26 protein-coding genes are annotated in these 20,676 nt (G+C 72.3%); 22 read left to right on the top strand and 4 right to left on the bottom strand.

Annotation, left to right across the window (positions count from 1 at the left end):
- Nucleotides 1-55 precede the first annotated feature (55 nt).
- The 3 genes from ACQEVZ_RS60800 to ACQEVZ_RS60790 all read left to right on the top strand — a co-directional run bounded on the left by ACQEVZ_RS60800 (nucleotide 56) and on the right by ACQEVZ_RS60790 (nucleotide 3,211).
- Nucleotides 56-931, top strand: a complete 876-nt coding sequence (locus ACQEVZ_RS60800) for a protein phosphatase 2C domain-containing protein (protein ID WP_433386508.1) — start codon at nucleotides 56-58, stop codon at nucleotides 929-931.
- A gap of 348 nt (nucleotides 932-1,279) precedes the next feature.
- Nucleotides 1,280-2,755 (top strand): hypothetical protein, encoded by a 1,476-nt coding sequence (locus tag ACQEVZ_RS60795; RefSeq protein ID WP_433386506.1) that lies wholly within the window; start codon nucleotides 1,280-1,282, stop codon nucleotides 2,753-2,755.
- A 27-nt stretch (nucleotides 2,756-2,782) separates the two neighbouring features.
- The gene (locus ACQEVZ_RS60790; RefSeq protein ID WP_433386504.1) at nucleotides 2,783-3,211 is read left to right on the top strand and encodes a hypothetical protein; all 429 of its coding nucleotides are present in this window, start codon (nucleotides 2,783-2,785) and stop codon (nucleotides 3,209-3,211) included.
- A 445-nt stretch (nucleotides 3,212-3,656) separates the two neighbouring features.
- Here ACQEVZ_RS60790 and ACQEVZ_RS60785 read toward each other — a convergent pair whose 3' ends face one another.
- The gene (locus tag ACQEVZ_RS60785) at nucleotides 3,657-4,145 is read right to left on the bottom strand and encodes a hypothetical protein (RefSeq protein ID WP_433386502.1); all 489 of its coding nucleotides are present in this window, start codon (nucleotides 4,143-4,145) and stop codon (nucleotides 3,657-3,659) included.
- Nucleotides 4,145-4,918, bottom strand: a complete 774-nt coding sequence (locus ACQEVZ_RS60780; RefSeq protein ID WP_433386500.1) for a ParA family protein — start codon at nucleotides 4,916-4,918, stop codon at nucleotides 4,145-4,147. Before ACQEVZ_RS60780 ends, ACQEVZ_RS60785 begins: the two co-directional genes overlap by 1 nt.
- A gap of 262 nt (nucleotides 4,919-5,180) precedes the next feature.
- Between ACQEVZ_RS60780 and ACQEVZ_RS60775 the strand changes: the two genes are divergently transcribed.
- The 16 genes from ACQEVZ_RS60775 to ACQEVZ_RS60700 all read left to right on the top strand — a co-directional run bounded on the left by ACQEVZ_RS60775 (nucleotide 5,181) and on the right by ACQEVZ_RS60700 (nucleotide 17,166).
- The gene (locus tag ACQEVZ_RS60775) at nucleotides 5,181-5,393 is read left to right on the top strand and encodes a hypothetical protein (protein ID WP_433386498.1); all 213 of its coding nucleotides are present in this window, start codon (nucleotides 5,181-5,183) and stop codon (nucleotides 5,391-5,393) included.
- 29 nt (nucleotides 5,394-5,422) lie between these two features.
- Nucleotides 5,423-5,713 (top strand): type II toxin-antitoxin system PemK/MazF family toxin, encoded by a 291-nt coding sequence (locus ACQEVZ_RS60770; RefSeq protein ID WP_433386496.1) that lies wholly within the window; start codon nucleotides 5,423-5,425, stop codon nucleotides 5,711-5,713.
- Between the two features lie 14 nt (nucleotides 5,714-5,727).
- The gene (locus ACQEVZ_RS60765) at nucleotides 5,728-7,800 is read left to right on the top strand and encodes an ADP-ribosyltransferase (RefSeq protein ID WP_433386494.1); all 2,073 of its coding nucleotides are present in this window, start codon (nucleotides 5,728-5,730) and stop codon (nucleotides 7,798-7,800) included.
- Nucleotides 7,797-8,462 (top strand): hypothetical protein, encoded by a 666-nt coding sequence (locus ACQEVZ_RS60760; RefSeq protein WP_433386492.1) that lies wholly within the window; start codon nucleotides 7,797-7,799, stop codon nucleotides 8,460-8,462. Before ACQEVZ_RS60765 ends, ACQEVZ_RS60760 begins: the two co-directional genes overlap by 4 nt.
- A 1,719-nt stretch (nucleotides 8,463-10,181) precedes the next feature.
- On the top strand, nucleotides 10,182-10,604 hold the full coding sequence (locus tag ACQEVZ_RS60755; protein ID WP_433386490.1) for a hypothetical protein: 423 nt from the start codon (nucleotides 10,182-10,184) through the stop codon (nucleotides 10,602-10,604).
- Nucleotides 10,605-10,716: 112 nt separating this feature from the next.
- On the top strand, nucleotides 10,717-11,331 hold the full coding sequence (locus tag ACQEVZ_RS60750) for a hypothetical protein (RefSeq protein ID WP_433386488.1): 615 nt from the start codon (nucleotides 10,717-10,719) through the stop codon (nucleotides 11,329-11,331).
- Between the two features lie 70 nt (nucleotides 11,332-11,401).
- On the top strand, nucleotides 11,402-11,638 hold the full coding sequence (locus ACQEVZ_RS60745; RefSeq protein ID WP_433386486.1) for a hypothetical protein: 237 nt from the start codon (nucleotides 11,402-11,404) through the stop codon (nucleotides 11,636-11,638).
- Nucleotides 11,639-11,745: 107 nt separating this feature from the next.
- The gene (locus ACQEVZ_RS60740; protein WP_433386484.1) at nucleotides 11,746-12,777 is read left to right on the top strand and encodes a hypothetical protein; all 1,032 of its coding nucleotides are present in this window, start codon (nucleotides 11,746-11,748) and stop codon (nucleotides 12,775-12,777) included.
- The gene (locus ACQEVZ_RS60735) at nucleotides 12,774-13,166 is read left to right on the top strand and encodes a hypothetical protein (protein ID WP_433386482.1); all 393 of its coding nucleotides are present in this window, start codon (nucleotides 12,774-12,776) and stop codon (nucleotides 13,164-13,166) included. The genes ACQEVZ_RS60740 and ACQEVZ_RS60735 overlap by 4 nt, the downstream gene beginning before the upstream one ends.
- A 45-nt stretch (nucleotides 13,167-13,211) precedes the next feature.
- Entirely contained in the window at nucleotides 13,212-13,451 is a 240-nt protein-coding gene (locus ACQEVZ_RS60730; protein ID WP_433386480.1) for a hypothetical protein, read from the top strand.
- Nucleotides 13,452-13,461: 10 nt separating this feature from the next.
- Nucleotides 13,462-13,863 (top strand): hypothetical protein, encoded by a 402-nt coding sequence (locus ACQEVZ_RS60725; protein ID WP_433386478.1) that lies wholly within the window; start codon nucleotides 13,462-13,464, stop codon nucleotides 13,861-13,863.
- 134 nt (nucleotides 13,864-13,997) lie between these two features.
- A complete protein-coding gene (locus tag ACQEVZ_RS60720) occupies nucleotides 13,998-14,819 on the top strand; it encodes a hypothetical protein (RefSeq protein WP_433386476.1) in 822 nt (273 codons plus the stop codon).
- Between the two features lie 89 nt (nucleotides 14,820-14,908).
- Entirely contained in the window at nucleotides 14,909-15,358 is a 450-nt protein-coding gene (locus ACQEVZ_RS60715) for a hypothetical protein (RefSeq protein WP_433386474.1), read from the top strand.
- Nucleotides 15,351-15,794, top strand: coding sequence for a hypothetical protein (locus ACQEVZ_RS60710; protein WP_433386472.1), 444 nt, complete (start codon nucleotides 15,351-15,353; stop codon nucleotides 15,792-15,794). The genes ACQEVZ_RS60715 and ACQEVZ_RS60710 overlap by 8 nt, the downstream gene beginning before the upstream one ends.
- Before the next feature lie 120 nt (nucleotides 15,795-15,914).
- Entirely contained in the window at nucleotides 15,915-16,940 is a 1,026-nt protein-coding gene (locus ACQEVZ_RS60705) for a tyrosine-type recombinase/integrase (protein WP_433386470.1), read from the top strand.
- A gap of 58 nt (nucleotides 16,941-16,998) precedes the next feature.
- Nucleotides 16,999-17,166, top strand: a complete 168-nt coding sequence (locus ACQEVZ_RS60700; protein WP_433386468.1) for a hypothetical protein — start codon at nucleotides 16,999-17,001, stop codon at nucleotides 17,164-17,166.
- 12 nt (nucleotides 17,167-17,178) lie between these two features.
- Here the strand turns inward: ACQEVZ_RS60700 and ACQEVZ_RS60695 are convergent, their stop codons facing one another.
- Complete coding sequence (locus tag ACQEVZ_RS60695; RefSeq protein WP_433386466.1) at nucleotides 17,179-17,535, bottom strand: hypothetical protein; 357 nt, start codon at nucleotides 17,533-17,535, stop codon at nucleotides 17,179-17,181.
- 14 nt (nucleotides 17,536-17,549) lie between these two features.
- Nucleotides 17,550-17,786, bottom strand: a complete 237-nt coding sequence (locus tag ACQEVZ_RS60690; RefSeq protein ID WP_433386464.1) for a hypothetical protein — start codon at nucleotides 17,784-17,786, stop codon at nucleotides 17,550-17,552.
- 155 nt (nucleotides 17,787-17,941) lie between these two features.
- Between ACQEVZ_RS60690 and ACQEVZ_RS60685 the strand changes: the two genes are divergently transcribed.
- The 3 genes from ACQEVZ_RS60685 (at nucleotide 17,942) to ACQEVZ_RS60675 (ending at nucleotide 20,650) form a co-directional block, all read left to right on the top strand.
- Nucleotides 17,942-18,619 carry a hypothetical protein gene (locus ACQEVZ_RS60685; RefSeq protein ID WP_433386462.1) on the top strand — a complete coding sequence of 226 codons (678 nt, stop codon included), beginning with the start codon at nucleotides 17,942-17,944 and terminating at the stop codon, nucleotides 18,617-18,619.
- A gap of 85 nt (nucleotides 18,620-18,704) precedes the next feature.
- On the top strand, nucleotides 18,705-19,019 hold the full coding sequence (locus ACQEVZ_RS60680; protein WP_433386460.1) for a hypothetical protein: 315 nt from the start codon (nucleotides 18,705-18,707) through the stop codon (nucleotides 19,017-19,019).
- A complete protein-coding gene (locus tag ACQEVZ_RS60675; RefSeq protein WP_433386458.1) occupies nucleotides 19,016-20,650 on the top strand; it encodes a 3'-5' exonuclease in 1,635 nt (544 codons plus the stop codon). Before ACQEVZ_RS60680 ends, ACQEVZ_RS60675 begins: the two co-directional genes overlap by 4 nt.
- Nucleotides 20,651-20,676 lie beyond the last annotated feature (26 nt).

Here is a 20,676-nt window from a genome sequence, read left to right as displayed (position 1 = left end):
AGCACCCTCGCTGCCGCATGGTGGTAGTCGCGGTCCCCACGAACCTGGTCGGCGCATGCAACTAGCGACCGAGACATGTACCGAGGCCGCGCCGGGAGCGGTCAACGAGGACGCGTACCGCGTCGGTGACGGGTGGGCGTTCGTGCTCGACGGCGCCGGCCGCTACCCGGGGCACACGGGCGGGTGCACCCACGCGATCACGTGGGTCGTCGAGCGCCTGGCGACCCGGCTGGAGGCCGAGCTCGCGGCGGCTGGGCCGGGTCAGACGCTGACGGCCGCGACGGCCGAGGCGATCCAGCGCACCTGCGCGGACCACGGCCCGGGCTGCGACCTCACCGATCCGCTGTCGCCGGGCGCGGCCCTCGCCGTCCTGCGCGTCGCCGGCGACCGGGTGGAGTGGCTCGTGCTTGCGGACTGTGCCGTTGTGCTCGAGCACCCCGACCGGACGTACACCGTCGTCATCGACGACCGCGTCGACCAGCTGCGCGGCGCACCGATCGCCGAGGGCGCGGTGCGGACCTACACGCCGGAGTTCGTGCGGACGGTCCGCAACCAGCCCGGCGGGTTCTGGGTTGCCAGCGCGGTGCCCGCCGCGGCCGACGAGGCGCTCACCGGCAGCGTGCCGCGCGAGGACGTCGACCGGGCACTGCTGTGCTCGGACGGCGTCAGCCGACTCACCGAGCGGTACGGCTGGACCTGGGCTGACGTCTTCGACCTGGCCGAGAACGGCCTGTACGGCGTGATCGGCGCGGTGCGGGCGGCGGAGACGTCCGACCCGGATCCGCGCAGGTGGCGGGGCAAACCGCACGACGACGCGACCGCGGTGTGGTTAACCCTGGCCAACTTGACCAGGGACGTGTGTCCACGTGTGAATGGGTGCCGTAGCACACGCAGCGTGTCGGTGCCCGGTTTAGGCTCGGCTGCGTCATAAGATCCATCGAATGGCTACATGTTTGATCTTGGAGGACTAGCGCCAGACGATCCGCGCCCAGCGGCGCCGCGCACAAGTTCATAGACGGCAAAAAGCCCCAGACCCGGTTCGTTTGGCCGCGAGTGGGATCTGAGGCTCTGATGCTCTGGGGGACACGATATCACTCACCTCCAGGGTGGGTGCTTTCTTGTCTCCGGGCACGTTTTCGGCGTGTCAGGTCGACCCTGCCTGCGCAGGTACAGGCACCTGCCCTAGACGCAGCACCACCTCGGCATTCATCGCTGGGGAAACCTTCACGGCCCGTTCGTCTGGACGCCGCCGGCGCACGTTCGCGCTTGGTGGTGTGTGGTGACCGCGCGGACGCTGGCCGGGCACTGCGTGCCGTGCCAGGACCGCGGGCAGTTGGTCCAGGCCGTCGACGCGACCCGCACGTTGTGCCAGTTCCACGTGCGGATGGGCGCGCCGAGCTCGGCCACGCGGCTGTCCCGTGTGGCGCCGGCGTTGGCGGGCGGCACCGACCTGCAGCACCGGCTGCGCCGGGCGCGGCTGTCGTGCTCGCCGGTGCGCAAGGCGCCGAAGGACCCGGGCAGCAAGCGCCGGCTGTCGCCGCGGCGGATGGAGGAACACGCGGCGCTGCTGGTCGTGCAGGCCGTGTCCGCCTGCCGGCAGCCTCGAGTCCTGGCCTGGCTGGCGCTGGCGCTCTACGACATCGACGTCAGCCGGCCGCCCGGCGCGTCCAGGAGCGACGCCCGCTCGAACATCGCCCGGCTGGCCGCGGTCCTTGCCGTGTCCGCGGACTGGCGTTCCGGCCGCCGGTCCCGCCCCGGCCGGCAGGTCGCCGCGGCGCTGAACGGGTTCGCGGAGAAGACGTTCACCCGGCACGCGAAGCTGCTCGGCGATCGCGGCCTGGTCTCCGTCGAGGACCCCGGGGAGCTGCTCACCGCGAAGCAGCGCGCGGCCGCGGCCGCCGACGAGGACGTGTCGCCGGCGCAGCGCAAGCGGTGGGTCAACCGGGTGGAGTTCCGGCTACTGATCCCGGACTGGGCCCGCGAGATCACCGACGAAGATCTGTGGCCCTACGTGGAGCAGGCCGCGGCGTGGCTCGACGAGCTCGCCGCCCCCGCACGCACGCTCACGGCTGTGGATGCGCCTGGGGATACCCCTGTGGATAACCACCCTGGTCAGCGCCCATCTTCAGGAAATGTCCCCCCCTCACTCATACCCGCTGTTATCGGGAGCGTTCCCGTTCGTCGCGGGTTGTTCTCGTGCCCGGTTGCTGTGGAAAAGCCACCGTCGGCGCCGTCGTCAGTGCCGGCCGGGAAGGGACATAAAGGCGGCGCTACGCGCCACTCACCAACAGATGGGGTTCGGTCGGACCGGAAGTGCCGGTGGGCGCCTGGAGCGGCCCGTCTGGCCCGTGAGCTGGCCGCTGACGGGCGTTTCGGGTTCATCCGGGGTGCGGACGACGTCCCGGCCCTGGCGGGCGTGCTGACGAAGCTGCGGCTGGACCGGTGGACGCCGGACGACGTCGCGGCCGAGGCCGAGCTGCGGCTGCGGGAGGCCGGGAACCGGGCGATGCTCGACCGGGACGAGATCCACGCCCCGGCGTCCTATCTGGCCTGGTTGCTGGCCCGGGCGGTGCCTGAGGAGCCGCCGGCGCAGATCGCCGCGGCGTTGACCGCGGCCGCGCAGGCCGACGCGGCGTGGGCGGACGTGCTGGTTCGCGATCGCGCCGCGGCCGCGGCGACGCCGTCTGCTGGGCGGCGTGCGGCACGGGCCGCGGCGGCCGCCGCCCATCTGCGGTCCCGGCAGCAGCGCCGCTGACGTGGGCGCGGGCTTAGGCTGCGCGGCGTGACCGTTGCGAGCGAGCCGGCCGGGCCGGCGGAGCCCTCGGCCGCGGCCGAGCTCACGGACGACCCGGTCGACCTGGACGACGAGGTGGCCGGCTCGGCGCCGCGGTGCGAGCGGTGCGGCGCCGAGCTGCCCGAGCCAGCCGGGTCCGGTCGGCGCCGGCGCTTCTGCAGCGACGCGTGCCGGCAGGCCGTGGCCCGCGGCCGTCGTCCCCGGCGGCGGTGCCAGCTGCGGGTCGGTGCGACTGCGTGCCCGCGGCCGGCCATCGGCCGGGTGCATGGCGCGGCACTGCCCGGCGCGGCCGTGGAGGGTGTCGTGGACGCGAGCCTGTGCGAGGTGTGCGCGCCGATCATGATCTCCTGGCTGACTATCACCGTTGGCGTGCAGCCTGCCTGGCTGCCCTACAACAAGAGTTTCGTGACGCGTTGACGGCCGTTACGAAACTCTGCCCAGCGGCACGGCGCTGCGTGTCGGCCGGCGGGTCCACGCGGATCGACAGTCTGCCCAGGAGCGCGTCGCGCGGTGGCCTCATACCTGGGTATGAGGCCCATGTGACGGCTCTCTGATCTGTGTGTCCAGGAGCGGCTGCCGGAATTTCGTGACAGCGGTTTCGGCGTCACGGAATCCCTTTCGGGGCTGAATCGATGCCTTTCCGTCGATTTTTGCCATGGCATGACCTGCGGCAATGTCGACACGCAAGAATGATCTTACTGACAGTTATCGCAGGCCTCATACATAGGTGTACTGAGGTATGAGGCTTTGCGTACGGCAGGATGAACATCGGCCGGAACGACGGGCACGTGATGCGGAAACCTATTTCGTGACACGGCTTCGCTGTCCGTATATCCCGGTCGGGCTGTTCCTCATACCCGCCTCATACGTCAGTGTGCGGCTGGTCCACGTTGGTATGCGGCGTGTCGTCCTCGTCGGTGAACTCGCCGGTGAGGCGGCGCAGCAGGGCCTCGCGCAGATGCGGGATGATCGCGTCGGTCTGGGTGACGCCGGCCATCACGATCGCGCCGAGGGCGACGTGCTTCGGGACCTGGCCGCCGGTGGCCCGCTGGATCCGCTCGACGGCGGCGGCGAGCTCGTCGGCGGCGTCGGTCGGTAGGTAGTAGGTGCGGCGGGTCATGCCTTCCGGTTCGGTGCGTGGCGGCCGGGCCGGCTTCGCCGGCGGCGCCGGCGCAGCGGGCGGTGGCGTGCCGGGCCAGGACAGCGCGGCCTGCCCGTCGCTGGCGTAGCGGTCGCTGAGCCGGCGGATCCGGTCGGCCTCGATGTCGGCCGTGGACGCGGTAGCGGTGACGGCGGCGCTGGCCGCCTCGGTGGCGCCCTTCGGGGCGCCCAGCTTCTTCGCGCCGGCCATCAGGCGGCGACCAGGTGCTTGGCCAGGGCGCGGAACGCCTCGGTGGCGTCGGACTGCGGGGCGTGCTCCAGCACCGAGACGCCGAGCCGCCACGCTTCGCGGATCACGGCCCGGTCGTGGATCGTGGCCAGGATCGGCAGCGGCATCTCCCGCAGCGTCGCCAGGGTCGACGTGACGATCTGGCCTTTGCGCCGGTCGTAGAGGTTGACGACCATGCCGAGGATGTCGATGTCCGTGCGCAGCTCCGTCTTGACCGCCGTGACCTGCTCCAGCAGCAGCCGCAGCGCCCGCAGCGTCGAGTCCTCCGCCTGCACCGGGATGATCAGCTGCTCCGCGGTGACCAGCGCGTTGTCGGTCAGCACGCCGAGGCTCGGCGGGCAGTCGATCAGGCAGACGTCGTAGCCGCCGCCCGCGGCGAGCAGCTCGACGACGCGCTCCAGCCGGTACTCCGCCCCGCGGACCCGGTACAGCTGCCGTTCCAGCTTGAACGCGTCCAGGTTCGTCGGCACCACGTCGATGTTCTCGCGCCATGTCGTGACCAGCGCCTTGACGTGCTCCGCCGTGAGCGTGTTGCCCTCCATCAGCAGCGCGTTGGCCAGCGTCGCCGGCTCCTGGGTCTCCGCCAGCGAGCACGCCTCGGTCAGGTGGCCCTGCGGGTCCAGGTCGATCAGCAGCACCCGGTAGCCGAGCTCGGCGAGCGCGGCCCCCAGGTTGATGGCGATGGCGGTCTTCCCGACCCCACCTTTTTGGTTCAGCAGCGCGATGGAGAGCATGGCGACAAGGTACGGCGTGCACACCCCTCCGACCAGCATCTACACGCCTCATACGCGCCTCATACACGGACAGGCGACGCCAGCCGAACAGTCAGCCAAACAGCCAGCCGGGCCGCCGCGCCAACACCGCCCCACCGTCGCCCGCGGCCGCCGCAGGCCTCGCCGGCAGGCCTTCGTCGCCGTTTCAAGATTGCTACGACCTGCGGAAACATGGCACACCACGACCTTCCTACGACCGTATTACGCATCGTAGGATTCGCGTATGAAGCAACGACTGTCGCTTAGCGTGGACCAGGAGACCGCCGCCTACCTCGACCGGCGGGCCCAGACGGAGACCTCCGGCAACGTCAGCGCCCTGGTGGAGCGGCTGGTGCGGCAGGCCCGCCTCGCCGACGCGCTGCAGGCCGAGGCCGCCTGGTACGCCGACCGGCCCGACTACGCCGAGGACGCCGAGGCCGAGCGGTACGCCGCGTGACGGCCCCGCGGCCCCCGAGGCGCGGCGAGGTGTGGCGTTACCAGCCGGTCGCCGTCCGCCCGGGCCAGCCCACACTGCGGCTGATCGTGTCCGCCGACGCCGTCAACGCCGCCGAGGACCTGCCCGTCGTCCTCGCGGTGCACGTCGTCGACGAGGACCCCGGCAGCCTCCTGGCCGTCCGCGCCGGCGGGCACGGGTGGGCCCGCGCGCTGAGCATCGAGCCGGTGATGCGCCGGCGCCTGGTCGAGCGCGTCGACGCGCTGGACGGCGACACCATGGACGCGGTCGACGCCGCGCTACGAGCTGTGCAAGACCTGTAGGGAAGGGGCCCGCCGTGGCCGACCAACCGACGATCCTGCCGCCCTGCGACCCCAACGACGGCGACGACCTGACGGCCTGGCTGCGGGCCTGTGAACAGACCGGCGCCAAGACCGCCGAGCACATCCGCAGCAGCGTGGCGCAGATCCACGCCACTCTGTACGCGTACGCCAGGTCCCGGGGCCTGGACCACGACGCGGCGACCAAGGCCGCGGCGCTCGTCACCGACCCGATCAACCGCGCCGCCGACGAGATGGACACCTTCGCCGGCGAGCTGCAGCACGCCGTGCACGTGCTCAAGACCCAGACCGACCTTGACGGCGACCTGGACGCCGAGGACGAACAGCCGGCCCTGCCCGCCGGCACGGCGAGCACCGCGCCCCCAGCGCTGCCCGCCGGCGGCACCATCGAGCCGGCCGCGGCCGCCGGCGACGCCGAGCATGCCTTCGCGGCCGCGGCGCCGGTCGGGGACGTCGCGCCGGGCGGCTGGTACGTCGACGCGGACGGCGACGCGCCGTACCTGGACTGGAGCAGCCGCCACCAGCTGGGCAGCGGCCGCAACGTGGAGCTCGGCGACGGCACCGACGCGGTGTGCGTCTCGGTGACGGCCGACGAGCTGGAGCAGCTGCGCGAGGGCCTCGCCCGGGCCACCGCCGGCGAACCCGACCCGGACGCCGCGGTCGAACTCGAGGACGGCGGCTACCTCGACTACAGCGTCCGGACCCCCGACGGCGGCGTGATGCTGGAGGTCGGCAACGGCGAGGACGCCGTCGCCGTGGCGTTCACCGGCGGGCAGCTGCGCGGCATCCATGCTCAGTTCGACCAGGACCTCACCGTCGCGGCCGCCGAGGTCGGCGTGTACTTCCCCGCCCCGGCCGGTGCGGACGACGAGGCCGACGGGCCATACCTGGACTGGTCCACCCGCCACGACGACGGCAACCGGCAGCTGGACATCGGCAACGACGTCACGGGCACCGCCATGGACATGACCCCCGGCGACCTGCTCGACCTGCGCACCGCACTGGCCGGCACCCTGTCCCGGCCCGACCCCGCCCCGGCCGGCGCCGGCGAATGGGTCGACAACACGGCCGACACGTTCTACCCGCGCGGCGAGCACAACGCCGTCCTGGACTGGAGCCAGGTGCTGCCGGACGGGCGCCGGCGCCTGCAGGCCGAAACCCCGGACGGCAAGGTCGTCGACCTCGACCTCGACCGCGGCCAGCTGCAGCAGATCCACGACGCGCTCAGCATCCGCATCGCCGCCGACCGTGCGGCCGCCGCGGACCCGATGTACCAGCATGAACGCGTCGGCGAGACCGCTCTGGCCGCCGTGTCGGCCCGGCTGCCGGACCGGCCCGAGAACGAACGGCTCGACACCACCTCGCAGCTGGACCTCGACGCCGATCCGGGCTGGCGGCCGGAGACCACCGCCGCGGTGGAGCGGGCGCTACGCCTCTACCGGTGCAGCACGTTCCGCCGCGTCAACCAGTACCTGCGCGGCGCCGACGAGGCCGAGACCAGCTTCACCATCCGCGAGGCCCCCGGCGCCGAGCCCACGCACGAGTCGGTGTACGTGCACGTCGCGCTCATCGACAGCGCCATGGAAGCCTCGCCGCTGCACGTCCCGGTCCAAGTCTGGCGCGGCCTGCACGACACCGCCCGGGCGCTCGGCGACACCTGGCGCGACGGCGCCGACATGGTCGGCGCCGAGTGGACCGAGCCTCGTTACCAGTCCACCAGCGCCGACCCCGGCGTGGCACTCGGCTTCGGCGACGACGTGCTCCTGCGCCTGCACGTGCCCGCCGGCATCGGCGCGATCCAGCTGTCCAGCTGGCGCAACGCCCGCCAGCACACCCGCGAGGCCGAGCTGCTGCTGGACCGCGAACTGCGCATGCGGGTCATCGCCGACCAGGTCGAGCCGATCCCCGGCACCGGCGGCGGCGCCACCTTCGTCGGAGACGAGGTCCGAACCCTTCCCCCCACGACCCGGCGGATCCTCGACGTCGAGGTCCGGCCCGCGCTCGACGAGGACGAAACGGAAACCCAGTTCAGCCCCCCAGCGGAAGCCGGCGTCGGAGCAGCAGCATGACCACCCCGCCGACGCCGGCGACACCCAGCACAGCGGGCCACCCGCCGGCCCGCAGCGACGAGCCGGTCCGTCTGCCGAACAACGGCCAGGACCAAGGGCTCATGCACCTCGACGGCGCCATCGGCGTGGCCTGGCAGCAGCTTGGCGACGATCGGCACCTGGCCGTCGACGGCCACGCCCTCGGCAACCTGCTTACCGACCTCGGCGAAGGCATCGCCCGCCGCCGCCACGACACCACCCACGCCCTGGCCCGGCTCCGGCAGCTGCGCGACCAGCTGCCCGCCGCGACCCACGCGGCCGCCGTCCTGGACACCGCGATCGCCCGGCTCGACGCCCCAGACCGCCCCGAGCCGGCCCTGCCTGCTGGCACCCCCGAACCGCTGCGCACCCTCATGCGCGAGCTCAACGCCATCCCTCTGGTCCGCCGCGGCACCGACACCGGCCGCGGCGACGAGACCGCCTGGCACGAGACCGACCGCCTCGCCGACCTCATCCACCGCTGGGCCGCCGGCGAACTGACCCGCGGCGACCTTGCCATGGGCATCCGGCAGCTCACCCTCGGCCGGCACGAGCTGTCCGAGGGCTTCATCGAGCTCCGCGCGGCAGCCTCAGCCGCCCTCAACACCCAGCGGCAGTGGCAGCGCCCGGCCCCGGACGCGTAGCCGGCGCAGGTCCGGCCGGCCCCCACCCCCAGGCGAAGCGCAGCCGTGACGACGGCCGCGACGCTGACCGGCATCAACCAGAAGGGCTGTCCCGCCGCGCTGAGAGTCACCTCGCAGGTTGCGAGACGACCGATGACCGTGTAGGGCCACGCCGGACAAGCAGTGCGACCAAAGAGCCTGGTAAAAGCCGTTATCGGCGACACGCCGACAGTCGCAACGACGCAGTGACTTCGCAGTGGATCACCGTGCACGCATCGGCAGTTGCCCACCTGACGCGTCATCCGCGCGTCATCCGGCGATTACCAAGTGGACCCACACGTTCGGTGATGTTGAGTCGTTGCCCACGTGCTGAGAACTTTGGTCCAACGAACCAGCGGAGCGACGTGAGTCCCAGTCAGATCATGTGCCGCACGCAAAACGGCCTCCCTGCTACGAACAGGGAGGCCGTTACCCAAGTTGCCGGAACCACCGAGCCACATTGGGAGCTTTGCGCAGGTCAGCGGCGATGCAAGCCCCGTTGACCTCAACTATGAGTATGCCACTAGAACCCGTCGTTGAAAAGGAACCTGGAGTCCTGCCTTACATACGAACTTGGAAGACGGGTTCCAAGCGACGTGCTTTCGGCCCAGCAAACAGCCGCCAATCTACGTTGCCATTCTGCTTGCCAATAACGTTGATCCATCTTTACCGGAGAAGTTACCACGTTTCTAGTAACCTCACAGTGCACAGTCGATACGGTGAGATTTATCCATCCTGTCGGTCGCGTTCGAAAAACCGAAACTGAGCTTTCTGTAGGGTGTGACTGCACAGAACGACCGAAGTGGCCAAAGTGACCGACGACGGTGTTCAGTACGAGATCGACCTGTCGACGAAGACCACGCCGAAGACCATGACGACTTGACGCTCTCAGGTCGACTGCATGCGTCGCCAGTAGGCAACGACCTGCGGATATCCCCACCTTCACAGCGCAACCCCCCGTTACGCAGTAGTGGGGGAGAAGCGTAGAGGAACACCGATTCCGCAGGTCACGGGCCGGGTATCCGACCCGGCCTTGAGCTGGTTTGAGCAAACATCTTGCATACATACCCGGAGGGCGGGTGGGGAGGCGACACGAAGGCCAATCGACCTTGTTGCGAAAGGGCCCTCGGACGGGCACGATAGAGGCTGGCCGGACGTCCGGCGAGTGAGCTCTTGAGGTCGACCGCTACGAACGGTCGGCCTCACGCCCAAGACTTCCCTCGACGCGCCCCGGTTGCCGGAACCACCGACGCGCACATTGGGGGGAGGTGAGAGACATATGGATTCCCTGTCGATTCAGGTCCATGTGCCACGCAAGGTCGCGGTGCAGGTCATCGTGTTGATTGTCTGGATCATCGTCCTCACCCTGTAGGCCACGAGACCGCGAGGGCCCGCCAGCAGCTGCTGGCGGGCCCTCGCGGCGTTCTGGGGCGTCCCCGAGGGCCTTGTGGGCGGCGCCGAGGTGCTCGCCGACCTGGACGTCACATGGGCCGTTGACAGGTCTGGGCGCGATCACCTGCTGCAGCGCACCCTTGTCCGCTCACAGTGCAGGTCAGTGCCGCTTTCAGGTGCTCCCGGCGCCGCTCACAGCGGCCAGACACCTCCGCAAAGGAGGTCCCCTTCTTCCCCCCAAGGGTCGCCTCGGCCGTGCGTCACGACGGCTCCGCCGATCCGAGTGGTGTGAGGGTACGGTTACCGCTCGTGCTGACCGATCTCGATGGGAAGGACCCCAGCGTGCCCGACGTGGACTTCAACCCCCGGTGCGAGTCGAAGGCGCGGCTGTCGGTGAAGGACCTCAACGGCCCCTTCGCCTACGCCGTGGAGGAGCACGAGGACACCGAGCGATACCCCGGCGTGAAGGTCGCCGTCTGCGACCTGGCCGCCGGCCACGCCGGCAACTGCGAGGCGTTCGTCGACGGCACCGGCGCCATGAACGGCGAGCCGTACGAGGGCCACTGGATGACCTGGCAGAAGCCGGCGACCAGCAACGAGCTGCAGCGCGACTACGAGTGGATCGTCCGGCCGGAGGGCTGTCAGGAGGTCAGCCCGTCGTTGCCTGAGCAGGGATGCAACCGCTACGCGGACCACGCCGGCGGTCACGCGTTCCACGCCTTCATCGCCTGACGGGTCCGGGCCGCCGTGCAGTACGCGTACGGCGGCCCGCGTCGCTCCCTCCGGCAGCCCGAAGCGGCTGAGAGACTGCTGGTGCCCGGCCCGGCGTCGAAGGAGACACCCGATGAAGTGCGCAGCGGAGACCCGGCTGTCCTCGCGCGAGTTCGGCGAGGTGGCCGCCGTGGACGGCGTGCATCAGCCGTCCCGGGGGCCCTGGTACTGCGAATATCCGGCCGAGACCATGCACTTCCAGCACACCGCCGTGATGCAGGAGCTCCTGCCGGACCCGGGCGCCGACGACCCGGCAGGACTCTGGCTGGTCTGGAGCGACGACGGCCGCCGCGAACTGCGGTGGCGGCAGCCGTGCGCGAGCCGGCTGCCGAGCGACGAGGACGACGAGGGCGTCCCGTGCATCCTGCCGGCCGGGCACGGCGGCAGGTGCGACGCGCAGCCGGGCAACGCCTACGAGCCGAACCCGCAGATGCAGGACAGGATCAACGACAAGATCAGGTCGATGCGCGCACTGGAGACCGCCCGGGCCCTGAACTGCCCGGCCGTGTCCATCCGCGATGGCTGGGACGCCGACGCCGAGGCCGACTATGCCCGCTGGGCCGACGTCGACCACACGACCTGCCCGCCCGCCGCACTGTGCCACCAGGCGGTCCTGCTCCTGGCGGCAGAGGATCAGACCGCCTTCCAGGCGTTCGTCGACCGTCATCTGCCGAACCCCACCTGGTAGCCACCACCGCGAAGTCCTCCACCACCGCGGCCGCGGCGCCGGCCCCGGTCCGGCCCGCTACCGTCCTGGCATGGCGATCGATGCGGACAGCAACCTGGGCCCGTGGATCCGGCGGGCACAGTACGTCACCTGCCCCGTCTGCGGGCGCTACGAGGTCAGCCCGGCGAAGGATGCGACCCTGAGCCCCGACCAGGCGAAAGAACTGCGGCCGTGCCCCAGCCGGCCCGACACCGGCTGCACCGGCGTCGTCGAAGTCGACGCGTTCTTCGAGGCCGGCCCAGACGGTACCCACTTCGACCTCACGTAACGCGACCGCTGAATGGCACCCGCCCAGTGTTGACAACTTTGGTTGTCGCTGCGACAGTCGAATTGCAGCGACAACCAAAGTTGTCGCATTGGACTTGAGGTGACGTCATGACGCTGATCGACCAGCACACGATCACCACACCGCTGCTGGGCCACGCCGGCGACCTGGCCCGCCAGCTGCAGGCCGTCGCCGACCGCCTGACGCGGCTCGCCGCCGCGGACGGCTTCGTCCGCCAGGCCCGCCCGGAGGAGTTTGCCGCGGTGATGGCGGCCGCGGCCGCCGCCCGGACCGCCGGCGGCGACGTCCAGCTGGTCGCCACCGACCTGCACGCCCGGGCCCTCGCCGCCGGCGACTGCGGCCACGGCTACCGGGTGCGGGACTCCTGCCCGATGTGCGACCGGGAGGCCGAGGACCTGCTCACCGAGCGGGAGATGCCGCCGACGCCGTTCGCCACCGCCGCTCCGTACGCCCTGCCCGCCGGCGACGTCGACGAGCTGTTCGAGGCGTTCACCAACGACGGCGGCGACTTCCCCGGCCAGCGGTACTGGACCGCCCGCCGCGGCCTGGTCGTCACCAGCCAGATCGAGGGCGACGCCGTCCAGCGCGTCGACTGCGTCGACCTGGACGTCGCCCGCGCCGAGTTCGCCGAACAGACCTGCGACGACCGCCCGGGCGGCCCGCAGCCCGGCGACACGATCCTCGTGCACCACGGCGACGCCGCCGGGGAGACCGTCGTCGTCGAGCGCGTCGACGTCGCCGGCGACGCGCAGTGGCTGGTCACTGTCACCGGCCGCACCGAGCCGCTGCAGCTGCGCTACAGCCAGTACCAGATCACCCGCCGGACCCGGCCCACCCCGCCCGAGCACCTCACCACCGAGCCGCTGCTGCCGTTCGCGGCCGCCGACCGCGCCCAGGTCGTCGCCGAGCTCGGCGACGCCATCGACACCGTCCGGGTCGGCGGACTCGACCCGGCCGCCGAAGCAGCCCTGCGGGCGCAGGCGCTGGCCGAGGTCCGCCAGCTGCAGGCCGACTACGCCGGCGACGCCCAGCCGGGCTGCCCGGACTGCGGCACCGCGGGGACCTGGCGCCCCGGTCCCGGGTTCGCGCTCATCTGCGACACCTGCGGACACCGGGCATGACCGGCAACCCCACCGCCGGCGACCAGACCGAGCGGGTCGAGCAGGCCGCCCGGGCGCGGCTGCAGGAGCAGCTCCAGGAACTCGCCTGGGTCGAGGCCCGCCGGCGCATGGGCCTGGGCGACCGGCCGCCGTACGCGCCGGGCGACGGCTCACCCGAGCAGCAGCGCGCCTCCTGGCTGGCGATGCTCGCCGCCTGCGAGCTGCTGCGCGAGGAGCTCAAGGACTGGGCCACCGTCGCGGCCCACGCCGCGGCGCGGGTCGGCGCCGACTACGGCGACCTGGGCGACGCCGTCAGCATCACCCGGCAGGCCGCGCGCAAGCGGTGGCCCGGCCTGGCCGACACGGCGAAGGCCGCCCGTGGCCGCGAGAACGCCGAACCCAACCCCTGACCGTGCCGCCGGCGCGAGCCGGCCCTCGACCACAGGAGGAAGGCCATGTACTTCGGACTGCGGTTCCACCTCATCGGCGGCGAGTCCGTCGAGACCCACCGTGCCGACAACGACGTCCTGGCGCACGTCGAGCAGCTGCTCACGAACCCCAACGGCGTCATCCGCGTGCCCGAGGACGAGGGCCCGGGCAACTGGGACGTCGACCAGGACGACGAGGCGCACCTGCGGTCGTTCACGCTCATCCCGGTCCGCTCGATCACGCACGTACAGAAGCTCTTCGGCTGAGGAGGACGAGATGACCGACCTGCGCCTGATCACCGCCGAGCTGGAGGCCCGCAGCGGCCTGGACGACGTGTTCGCCGCGGAGGAGATCGCGCCGCAGTGGCCCGGCCACGTTCCGCCGCGGCGGTGGGAGTGGATGGCCTGCGCGCACCGCCCGGGCGACCGCCGCCACGTCCAGGAGGCGCTGCCCAGCGTCGATCTGGCGAGCGAGCAGGCGCTGCGCGAGTACGTGCGCACCGCGTTCACGCAGTACGACATGGTCCAGCTGCACCACTGGTACTCCGGCACCGAGCTGACCTTCACCCGGCAGCCGGACGGCTCGGCCCACGTGGCCCGCCGGCAGCTGCGCCCCACCCACGGCTCGCCGCTGCGGGCCGGCTACGACGCCGCCAACCCGTGGACGCGTGGCCGTTGACCCTCCGGCCGGCTCGGGCCGGCCGGTTTGAAGATCGTTTTTTGATGCCTCCATAACTGATCTTATGAAGGCACAAAAATGTCGTACCCCCCGCGTAACGTCCGACCCAACCGACACAGCAGCAGGAGGAACGTGTGAGCACCGGCAGCACCACGAAGTCCACCGAGGTGGACATGTCCACTGTCCGGCAGTACGTCGACCGCGCGATCAAGGCTGCGGTCCCGCCGCACGAGATGACCACCCGCAAGATCCGGCCGGAGTCGGAGTTCGGCTTCTCCGAGCCGCGGCCCCTCGCCGGTCTGCAGGCCGCCCTCGCGGTGGCGCGGCTGGCGCAGGACCAGGCGTACACGTTCGCCAAGGGGCTGCGCGGCGAGGGTTCCTCGTGGGACGAGATCGCCGACCTGCTGGAGATCCCGTGGTCGGAGGACTACGCCCGGCGGGAACAGGCGTTCGAGCTGGTCGCCGGGCCTGAGTCGAGCTACAGCTACGACCGGTACGTGTTCTTCACCTGCGGCGGCCCCCGCGGCTGCGGCGGGCGCATCACCGACCGCGGGCCCTACAACGGCTACCCGTCGGACAACGAGGACGGCCACGCCGAGGGCTGCCGCCGGCTGGCCGCCGAGGTCGAGGCGTACCAGCGCGAGCAGGACGACCGGGAGCACCGCTACGAGGTGATGGACGCCGCGCAGGCCCGCGTCACCGACCCGTTCGGCAAGGAGACGGTCCAGCGCGCCCGCTACGTGCAGGCGCACGGCGGCCGGTACCAGGGCTGGTCGACCAGCGAGACCCTCGCCGTCGCCCTGGTCCTGCACGACGACGAGCGGCTCGCCGCGGTCGGGTTCTCCACCCGCCAGGAGGCGCTGCGCCGGATCCTGTCGGGCATCTCCAGCCCGCCCAGCGACCCCGCCGGCTGGCTGGCCACGCTCCGTGCCGCCGCGACCGGACTCGAGGACTGACAGAGCGAGCGGGCCGGGACCACCCAAATTGGCCCCGGCCCGTACGTCCCATCCGAACCGAGCCCTCACCCGAGAGGAACCCGACGCTCATGACCGACAACCCGACCAGCGGCCCGCCGGGGCAGCCGGCCGCCGCCACGTCCGGGGGCGACCCGGCCGACCAGACGGCCGACCAGGTCGCCCGTGCGGAGATCAGCCGGCACTACGCCGGGAAAGTCGAGGCGGCCCGGACGGCGTTGGAGAAAGCGACCGCCGACCTGCAGCGCAAACTCGACGCCGCTGAGGCCGCCCGCGTCGCCTGGGAGCAGCACCAGGAGATCACCTCCACCGCCGCGCACGGGGAGCCCCGTGCCGCCGACCTCGTGGAGTCGGAGGTGTTGTCCCTGCTGCTGAGCGTCGACCGGGTGACCGCGGTCAAGCGCTGGCTCGTCGCCCACGGCCACGCCACCAGCCCCCGCCTGCGGCACGCCCTGAGCAGCGCCGCCAGCACCCAGTTCGCCGACCAGCTCACCAAGCAGAACGGAGACGCCCGTGCCTGACCTGTCCGCCAGTTCCCGCTCCGCGCACCAGGTAGTTGCCGAGCGGTACCCGTTCGGGGTGTTCACCGGCGAGCACACCGTGGCCGCCGCCCGCGAGGCTGCGGAGCTTGTCCGGTACCTCAACATCGCCACCCTCGATCGGTCCGGCGAGGCCCTGCCCGACCCGAACACCGCGGCCGCGGTGCTCGGCGCGCTGAACACCGCCTGCGACTGGCTGCCGCAGCTGCTGGCTCAGCTCCTGCAGCGGATGCACGACTTCGCCGGCGACCCGGACCTGGCAACCGGCAGCAGCACCGACACCGCCTCGGCTCTTGCGGCCCGCGCCATGGCGCACCTGGGCCTGGCCCAGGACGCGTTGAGTCCGCTCGCCAGGGAGCTGCGTGCGGCGTTCGCGGCCGCGGACCGGCTGTACCTCGACACCGACGACGAGGACTGAGCAGCCCGACGAGGCCCACCACGCCCTGACCATCGACGACCCGAGCGGGCGGGCCGGGACCACCCAAATTGGCCCCGGCCCGCTCAGCCGATCATCACACGACCCACCACAGGAGTGATCATGACCGTTGTCGTCGGCGAGGTCCTGCCCGCCGCCGCGCCGCGGGCGCTCACCGCTGCGGCGGCCGGCGCCGTCGACGACGCCGGCGACGTGGGCGAGGTGGAGCAGCTGCTGCGCGAGTGGCTGCTCGGCTACGGCTCGACCAACACGCGCGACGCCTATGGCCGCGACGTACGCAGGTGGCTGGCGTACTGCGCCGCCAGCGGCATCGACCCGCTTACCGAGGCCAGCCGGACCCACACCCACGGCTGGTTGCGGGTCCTGGAGGCCGACAGGGACAAGCCGGCGACCCGGGCGCGGCGGCTCGCGGCGGTGTCCTCGTGGTACGCGTGGATGATCGCGGAGGAACGCACGCACAGAGCCAACCCCGCCGCGATCGACACCAAGCGCAAGCCGAAGGCGCCCACCAGGTCGTCGACGGCCGGGCTGACCCGCGAGCAGGCGATGGCGCTGCTGGCGGCCGCGGACGCCGACACCGGCCCGCAGGCGCTGCGGGCCGCGGCGATCGTCGCGGTGCTGCTGCTCACCGGCATCCGCGTCTCCGAGCTCGTCGGCGCCGACGTCGAGGACCTGGGCTACGACCGCGGCCATCGCGTCCTGGGCATTACCGCCAAGGGCGAGCAGACCCACACCGTGGTGCTTCCGCCGCCGGCGGTGCAGCGCGTCGACGCGTACCACGCCGACCGTGAGGATCTCGCCGGCGACCGGCTCCCGGTCCGGGCCGGGCAGGCCGGCGCCCGGGCCCGGCGCCCGCTCGTCGTCACTGGCAGCGGCGGTCGGATGGACCGCGGCGCTGTCTGGCGGCTGCTGCGCCGCCTGGCCCGCGCCGCCGGCATCAAGACGAAGATGTCGCCGCACGTCCTCAGGCACGCGTACGCGACCCTTTCGCGGGACGCCGGCGCCCGGCTGGAGGACATCCAGGACGGCCTCGGGCACGCGGATCCGCGCACCACCCGCCGCTACGACCGGGCCGGGCTGCGCCTGGACCGCTCGCCCGGCTACACCCTCGCTTCCTACCTCGGCTGAAACGCCGCGGCGGTGGTGCGGCGTTTCAGGTGCGGGCAGTGACGCTACGGTTACCGGCATGATGATGCGGATCGGTGGAGTGCTCACGCTTCTGGGTGTCGCGCCCGTGGTCGTGCTGGCCTGGACCGACCGGTTGGACGACCACATGCCGCTGGTCGTCATGCTCGGACTGCTGACGCTGTCCGGGCTGCTCGTGGCACAGGTCGCGCGCCGGGCGAGTCGCTGACCCGGTCTCTGCTCAGGGCCTTCGCCGGAACCTGCGCCCGTCCTCGGGTCGGCGCGGTGGTGCGGAGCGTGCAGGGCCGGCGCTGCCGCGGGCGGCCCCGGTCGGCGGGCGTTGCGGGACGCGGGCCGGCCGTCTGCGGGCCGACGTGGGGATCCAGGGGAAGTGGCGGCTCATCCCGTCCGGGCGGGTGCCGTCGTCGCTGTAGCGGGCCACCTCCCGCCAGCCGCCGCCAACCTCGCGCAGCACCGTGGCGACGCCGCCCGCCGCGGCGAGCTGCCGCGCCACGTGGTGGACCGCCCACCGGGTGGACCCGACCGGCCCGATGGTCTGGCCGGAGGTTCGCGTCCAGGTGACCGCCCAGCCCGACATCGAGGCTGGCACGGTTACCCGCCGGCGTGCCGCAGGGCGATGCGCTGCAGCGTGGTCTGCGGGTCGGCGCCGGTCGCTTCGTGGAGGTCCTTCAGCAGCTCTTCGGCCACCAGCACCAGGGCCGCGGTCATTCCCGCGGCGGCGTGGGCGCCGCCCTCGGCGTAGACGCCGGCGGCGAGGTCGGCCTCTGCCTTCAGGTTCCCCGTTGGGTCCGCGACCCGCAGCGTGAGCAGGCTGATCGCGTTGCTCATGTGCTGTTGACCTCGTGTACGCATGCCTTCGACCTTGCCCCCGTCGGCCGGGGTGCCCGCATCGGCTGATCGGTCACGGTGTGCACCGACCCGGATACCGGCACGCGGATAGGATGCCACCTAGCCGCCGCTGAAAAGTGCCCTATGCTGGCATCATGTTGCGTTTCAACCCTCGGTGCACCAAGGAGCAGGCGGACGGGCTGCGCGCGGTGGTCAAGTTCGAGCGGCAGGCGGAGCGGGCCTGGTGGAAGGCCGAGCGGGGCAGCCTGGACGAGCGGGACGCGGCGGAGCGGTGGACCGCGACGCAGCGCGCCCGGGCCCTGGATGCGCTGGAGGGCCGCTTCCAGGCGATGCGCGCCGCCGGCGAGCTGCGCGGCGCGGCCACCCCGGTCGTCCTTGCCGAGCTGCGCCCGATGATCGAGGAACGGGGCTGGGCGAAGTACAAGGGGAAGAAGGTGCCGGCGACCCGCCGGGGCCGGCCCCGCGGCACCCACGACGAGACGTTCACCGACCGCGTCACCCTGGACCTCCCCGACGACGTCGGGCAGCTGCTCGTGGCCGCGTGCCACTGGGTGTCCGCGCCGATCCTGGCCAAGCTGGAGGACTGGTACCAGCAGCACGGTGACCACTGGCGCGGGGTCCGCAACGACCCCCGCCCCCACTACGTCGGCGCCGGCCCCAGCGCCGCGGACCTGCTCACCCGCTACGAGCTCATGGACCAGGTCCAGACCACCGGCCGAGTACTGCGCGACGCCATCGACCGGGCCATCCAGACCCACCAGCGGGAGATGGCGCTGGAAGCCCTGAAAAACGGCCCCTTGGCAGGCGGTTAGGAGTCCACCTAACCGCCGTCATTATTGGCTCTGAGCTGCAATTTTGTGGTTTGACAAGGCGTGCCCGCGGTCGTACGGTCGGGGCATGTTGCAGATCAGGGTGGAGGGTGACCCGGCCGAGTCGCAGGTACTGCTAGACGTGCTGCGTGCCGCCGGGGTCGAGGTGCAGGCCGGCACCGTGAAACGCCGCGCCGAGGGGGTCAGCCACACCTACGCGGTGGCGCACCTGGGCGGTCATCTGGGCGGGCCCCGTCCCGCCGGCGACACGGCGCCGCGGCCCGCCGAGCGGGCTGACGCCGCGGCGGCCGGCCCGGTGCGGGTGCCGTCCACGACCGGCCGGGCACTGCCCGCCGCGGCCGCCGCCGGTCGCCGGCCCGCCCGGACGAGGCACGCCCGATGACCACCACCGAGACGACGACCGAGACCGCCGCCGCGGCCGCGGCCGGGCGCAGGGCGGCGAAGGGGCCGAGCTACGGCCCGCACCAGCTGGCCGACCGGATCGGTCTGCTGCGCGGTGAGGTCGACCGGGCGCGCGAGCTCGGGCTGCTGACCCCGGACGTGGACGGCGGCCGCTGGTCCGCCGCGGCCGCCGACGTCCTCACCGGGCAGGTCGAGCAGCTGCGCGAGCAGCTCGCCGCCGAGCAGACCCTCGGCGCGGTCCGCTGCGCCGGCCGGCTGCGGGACGTGACCGGCCTGCCCGTCGACCCGCAGGACATCGAGGACCTCGCCGCCCAGGGCGTGCTGACCGTGGCGGGGGAGTACAAGGACCGGCCGCTGTACCGGGTCGCCGACGTCCTCGCCCTGGCCGACGACCCCGACCGGCTCGCCGTCGTCACCGCGATGGTCACCGAGCGGGTGACGTGGTGGAAGGCCAGCCTCGACGGGTGGGACGCCGCCGCCCGGCTGCGCTGGCGCCGCGACGAGCTCGCCGCCGACGCCGCGGCGTGCGACGTCCGGCCCGGCAGGTTCGGCCGCTACGCGATCGCGGACGTCGAGCGGCTCGCCGGCGACGACGCGTTCGCCGCGCGCAGGCTGCTGGGCCCGGAGCAGGCCGCGGCCCACCTGGACGTGCGCCGGGTCGACTTCGAGCACGCGATCGCCGCCGGCTGGATCACCGCGGCGAAGTACTCCCGGATGCCGGTCGGCAGGCGCAGCACCGTCACCGTCCCGCTCTACCGCACCGGCGACGTCGACGCGCTGCGCGAGATCCCCGGCGTCGACTGGAACGAGGTCCGCGCCGTCCCACCCGGCAAGCCCTCCGCGCTGCGGGCCCTCGTGCGCAGGCCGCCGTCCCGGGCGCAGATCATCCGTCGGCTCGCCGCCGACCTCGGCACCCGCTTCGGCGTCGAGACGTGGGCGTACTTCAACCCCGGCGGCGGCAAGTGGGAGCTGGACTGGGAACGCGTCGACGGCACCCCGACCCGCGAGCAGATCGCCGCGGCGATCGCCGACGACCCGGTCACCGCCCAGTACAAGCGCGACCTCGTTCTGGCGACCGCGGCCGGCGCCGCGGTCAACTGGGCCCGCGCGATGCTGGAGCCCGGCGCCGCGGTGCTGCTGGACACGGAGACCACCGACCTGTTCGGCGCCGTCGTGGAGATCGCCGTCGTCGACGCGCACACCGGCGCCACCCTCCTGGACACGCTCGTCAACCCCGGCGTGCCCATCGAGCCGGGCGCCCAGGCCGTGCACGGCATCACCGACACCGACCTGGTCGGCGCCCCGACCTGGGCTGAAGTGCTGCCGATGCTGCTGCAGGTGACCGAGGGCCGGACCGTGTTGGCGTACAACGCCGACTACGACCACACCGTCATCGCCGCCGACACCCGCGACGCCGGCCTCACCCTCGGGCACCTCGCCAAGCCGGGCCGCTGGGGCTGCGTGATGCTCGCCCGCACCGACTGGGCCCGCGCCTACCGATGGCTGCCCCTCGGCGCCGGACACCGCGCCCTCGGCGACGCCCAAGCCGCCCGCCAGGTCCTGCTCGAAATGACCGCCCCCGCACACCAGCCCGCACCGACCCGGCGATAGCACGCCCGGCGCCGCGCCTCAGGCAG

Source organism: Dactylosporangium sp. CA-152071, assembly GCF_050936335.1.
In the GTDB taxonomy this organism is placed as follows: domain Bacteria; phylum Actinomycetota; class Actinomycetes; order Mycobacteriales; family Micromonosporaceae; genus Dactylosporangium; species Dactylosporangium maewongense.
The sequence above is the reverse complement of the archived record's forward strand: the minus strand, read 5'-3'. Positions and strand labels throughout refer to the sequence as shown.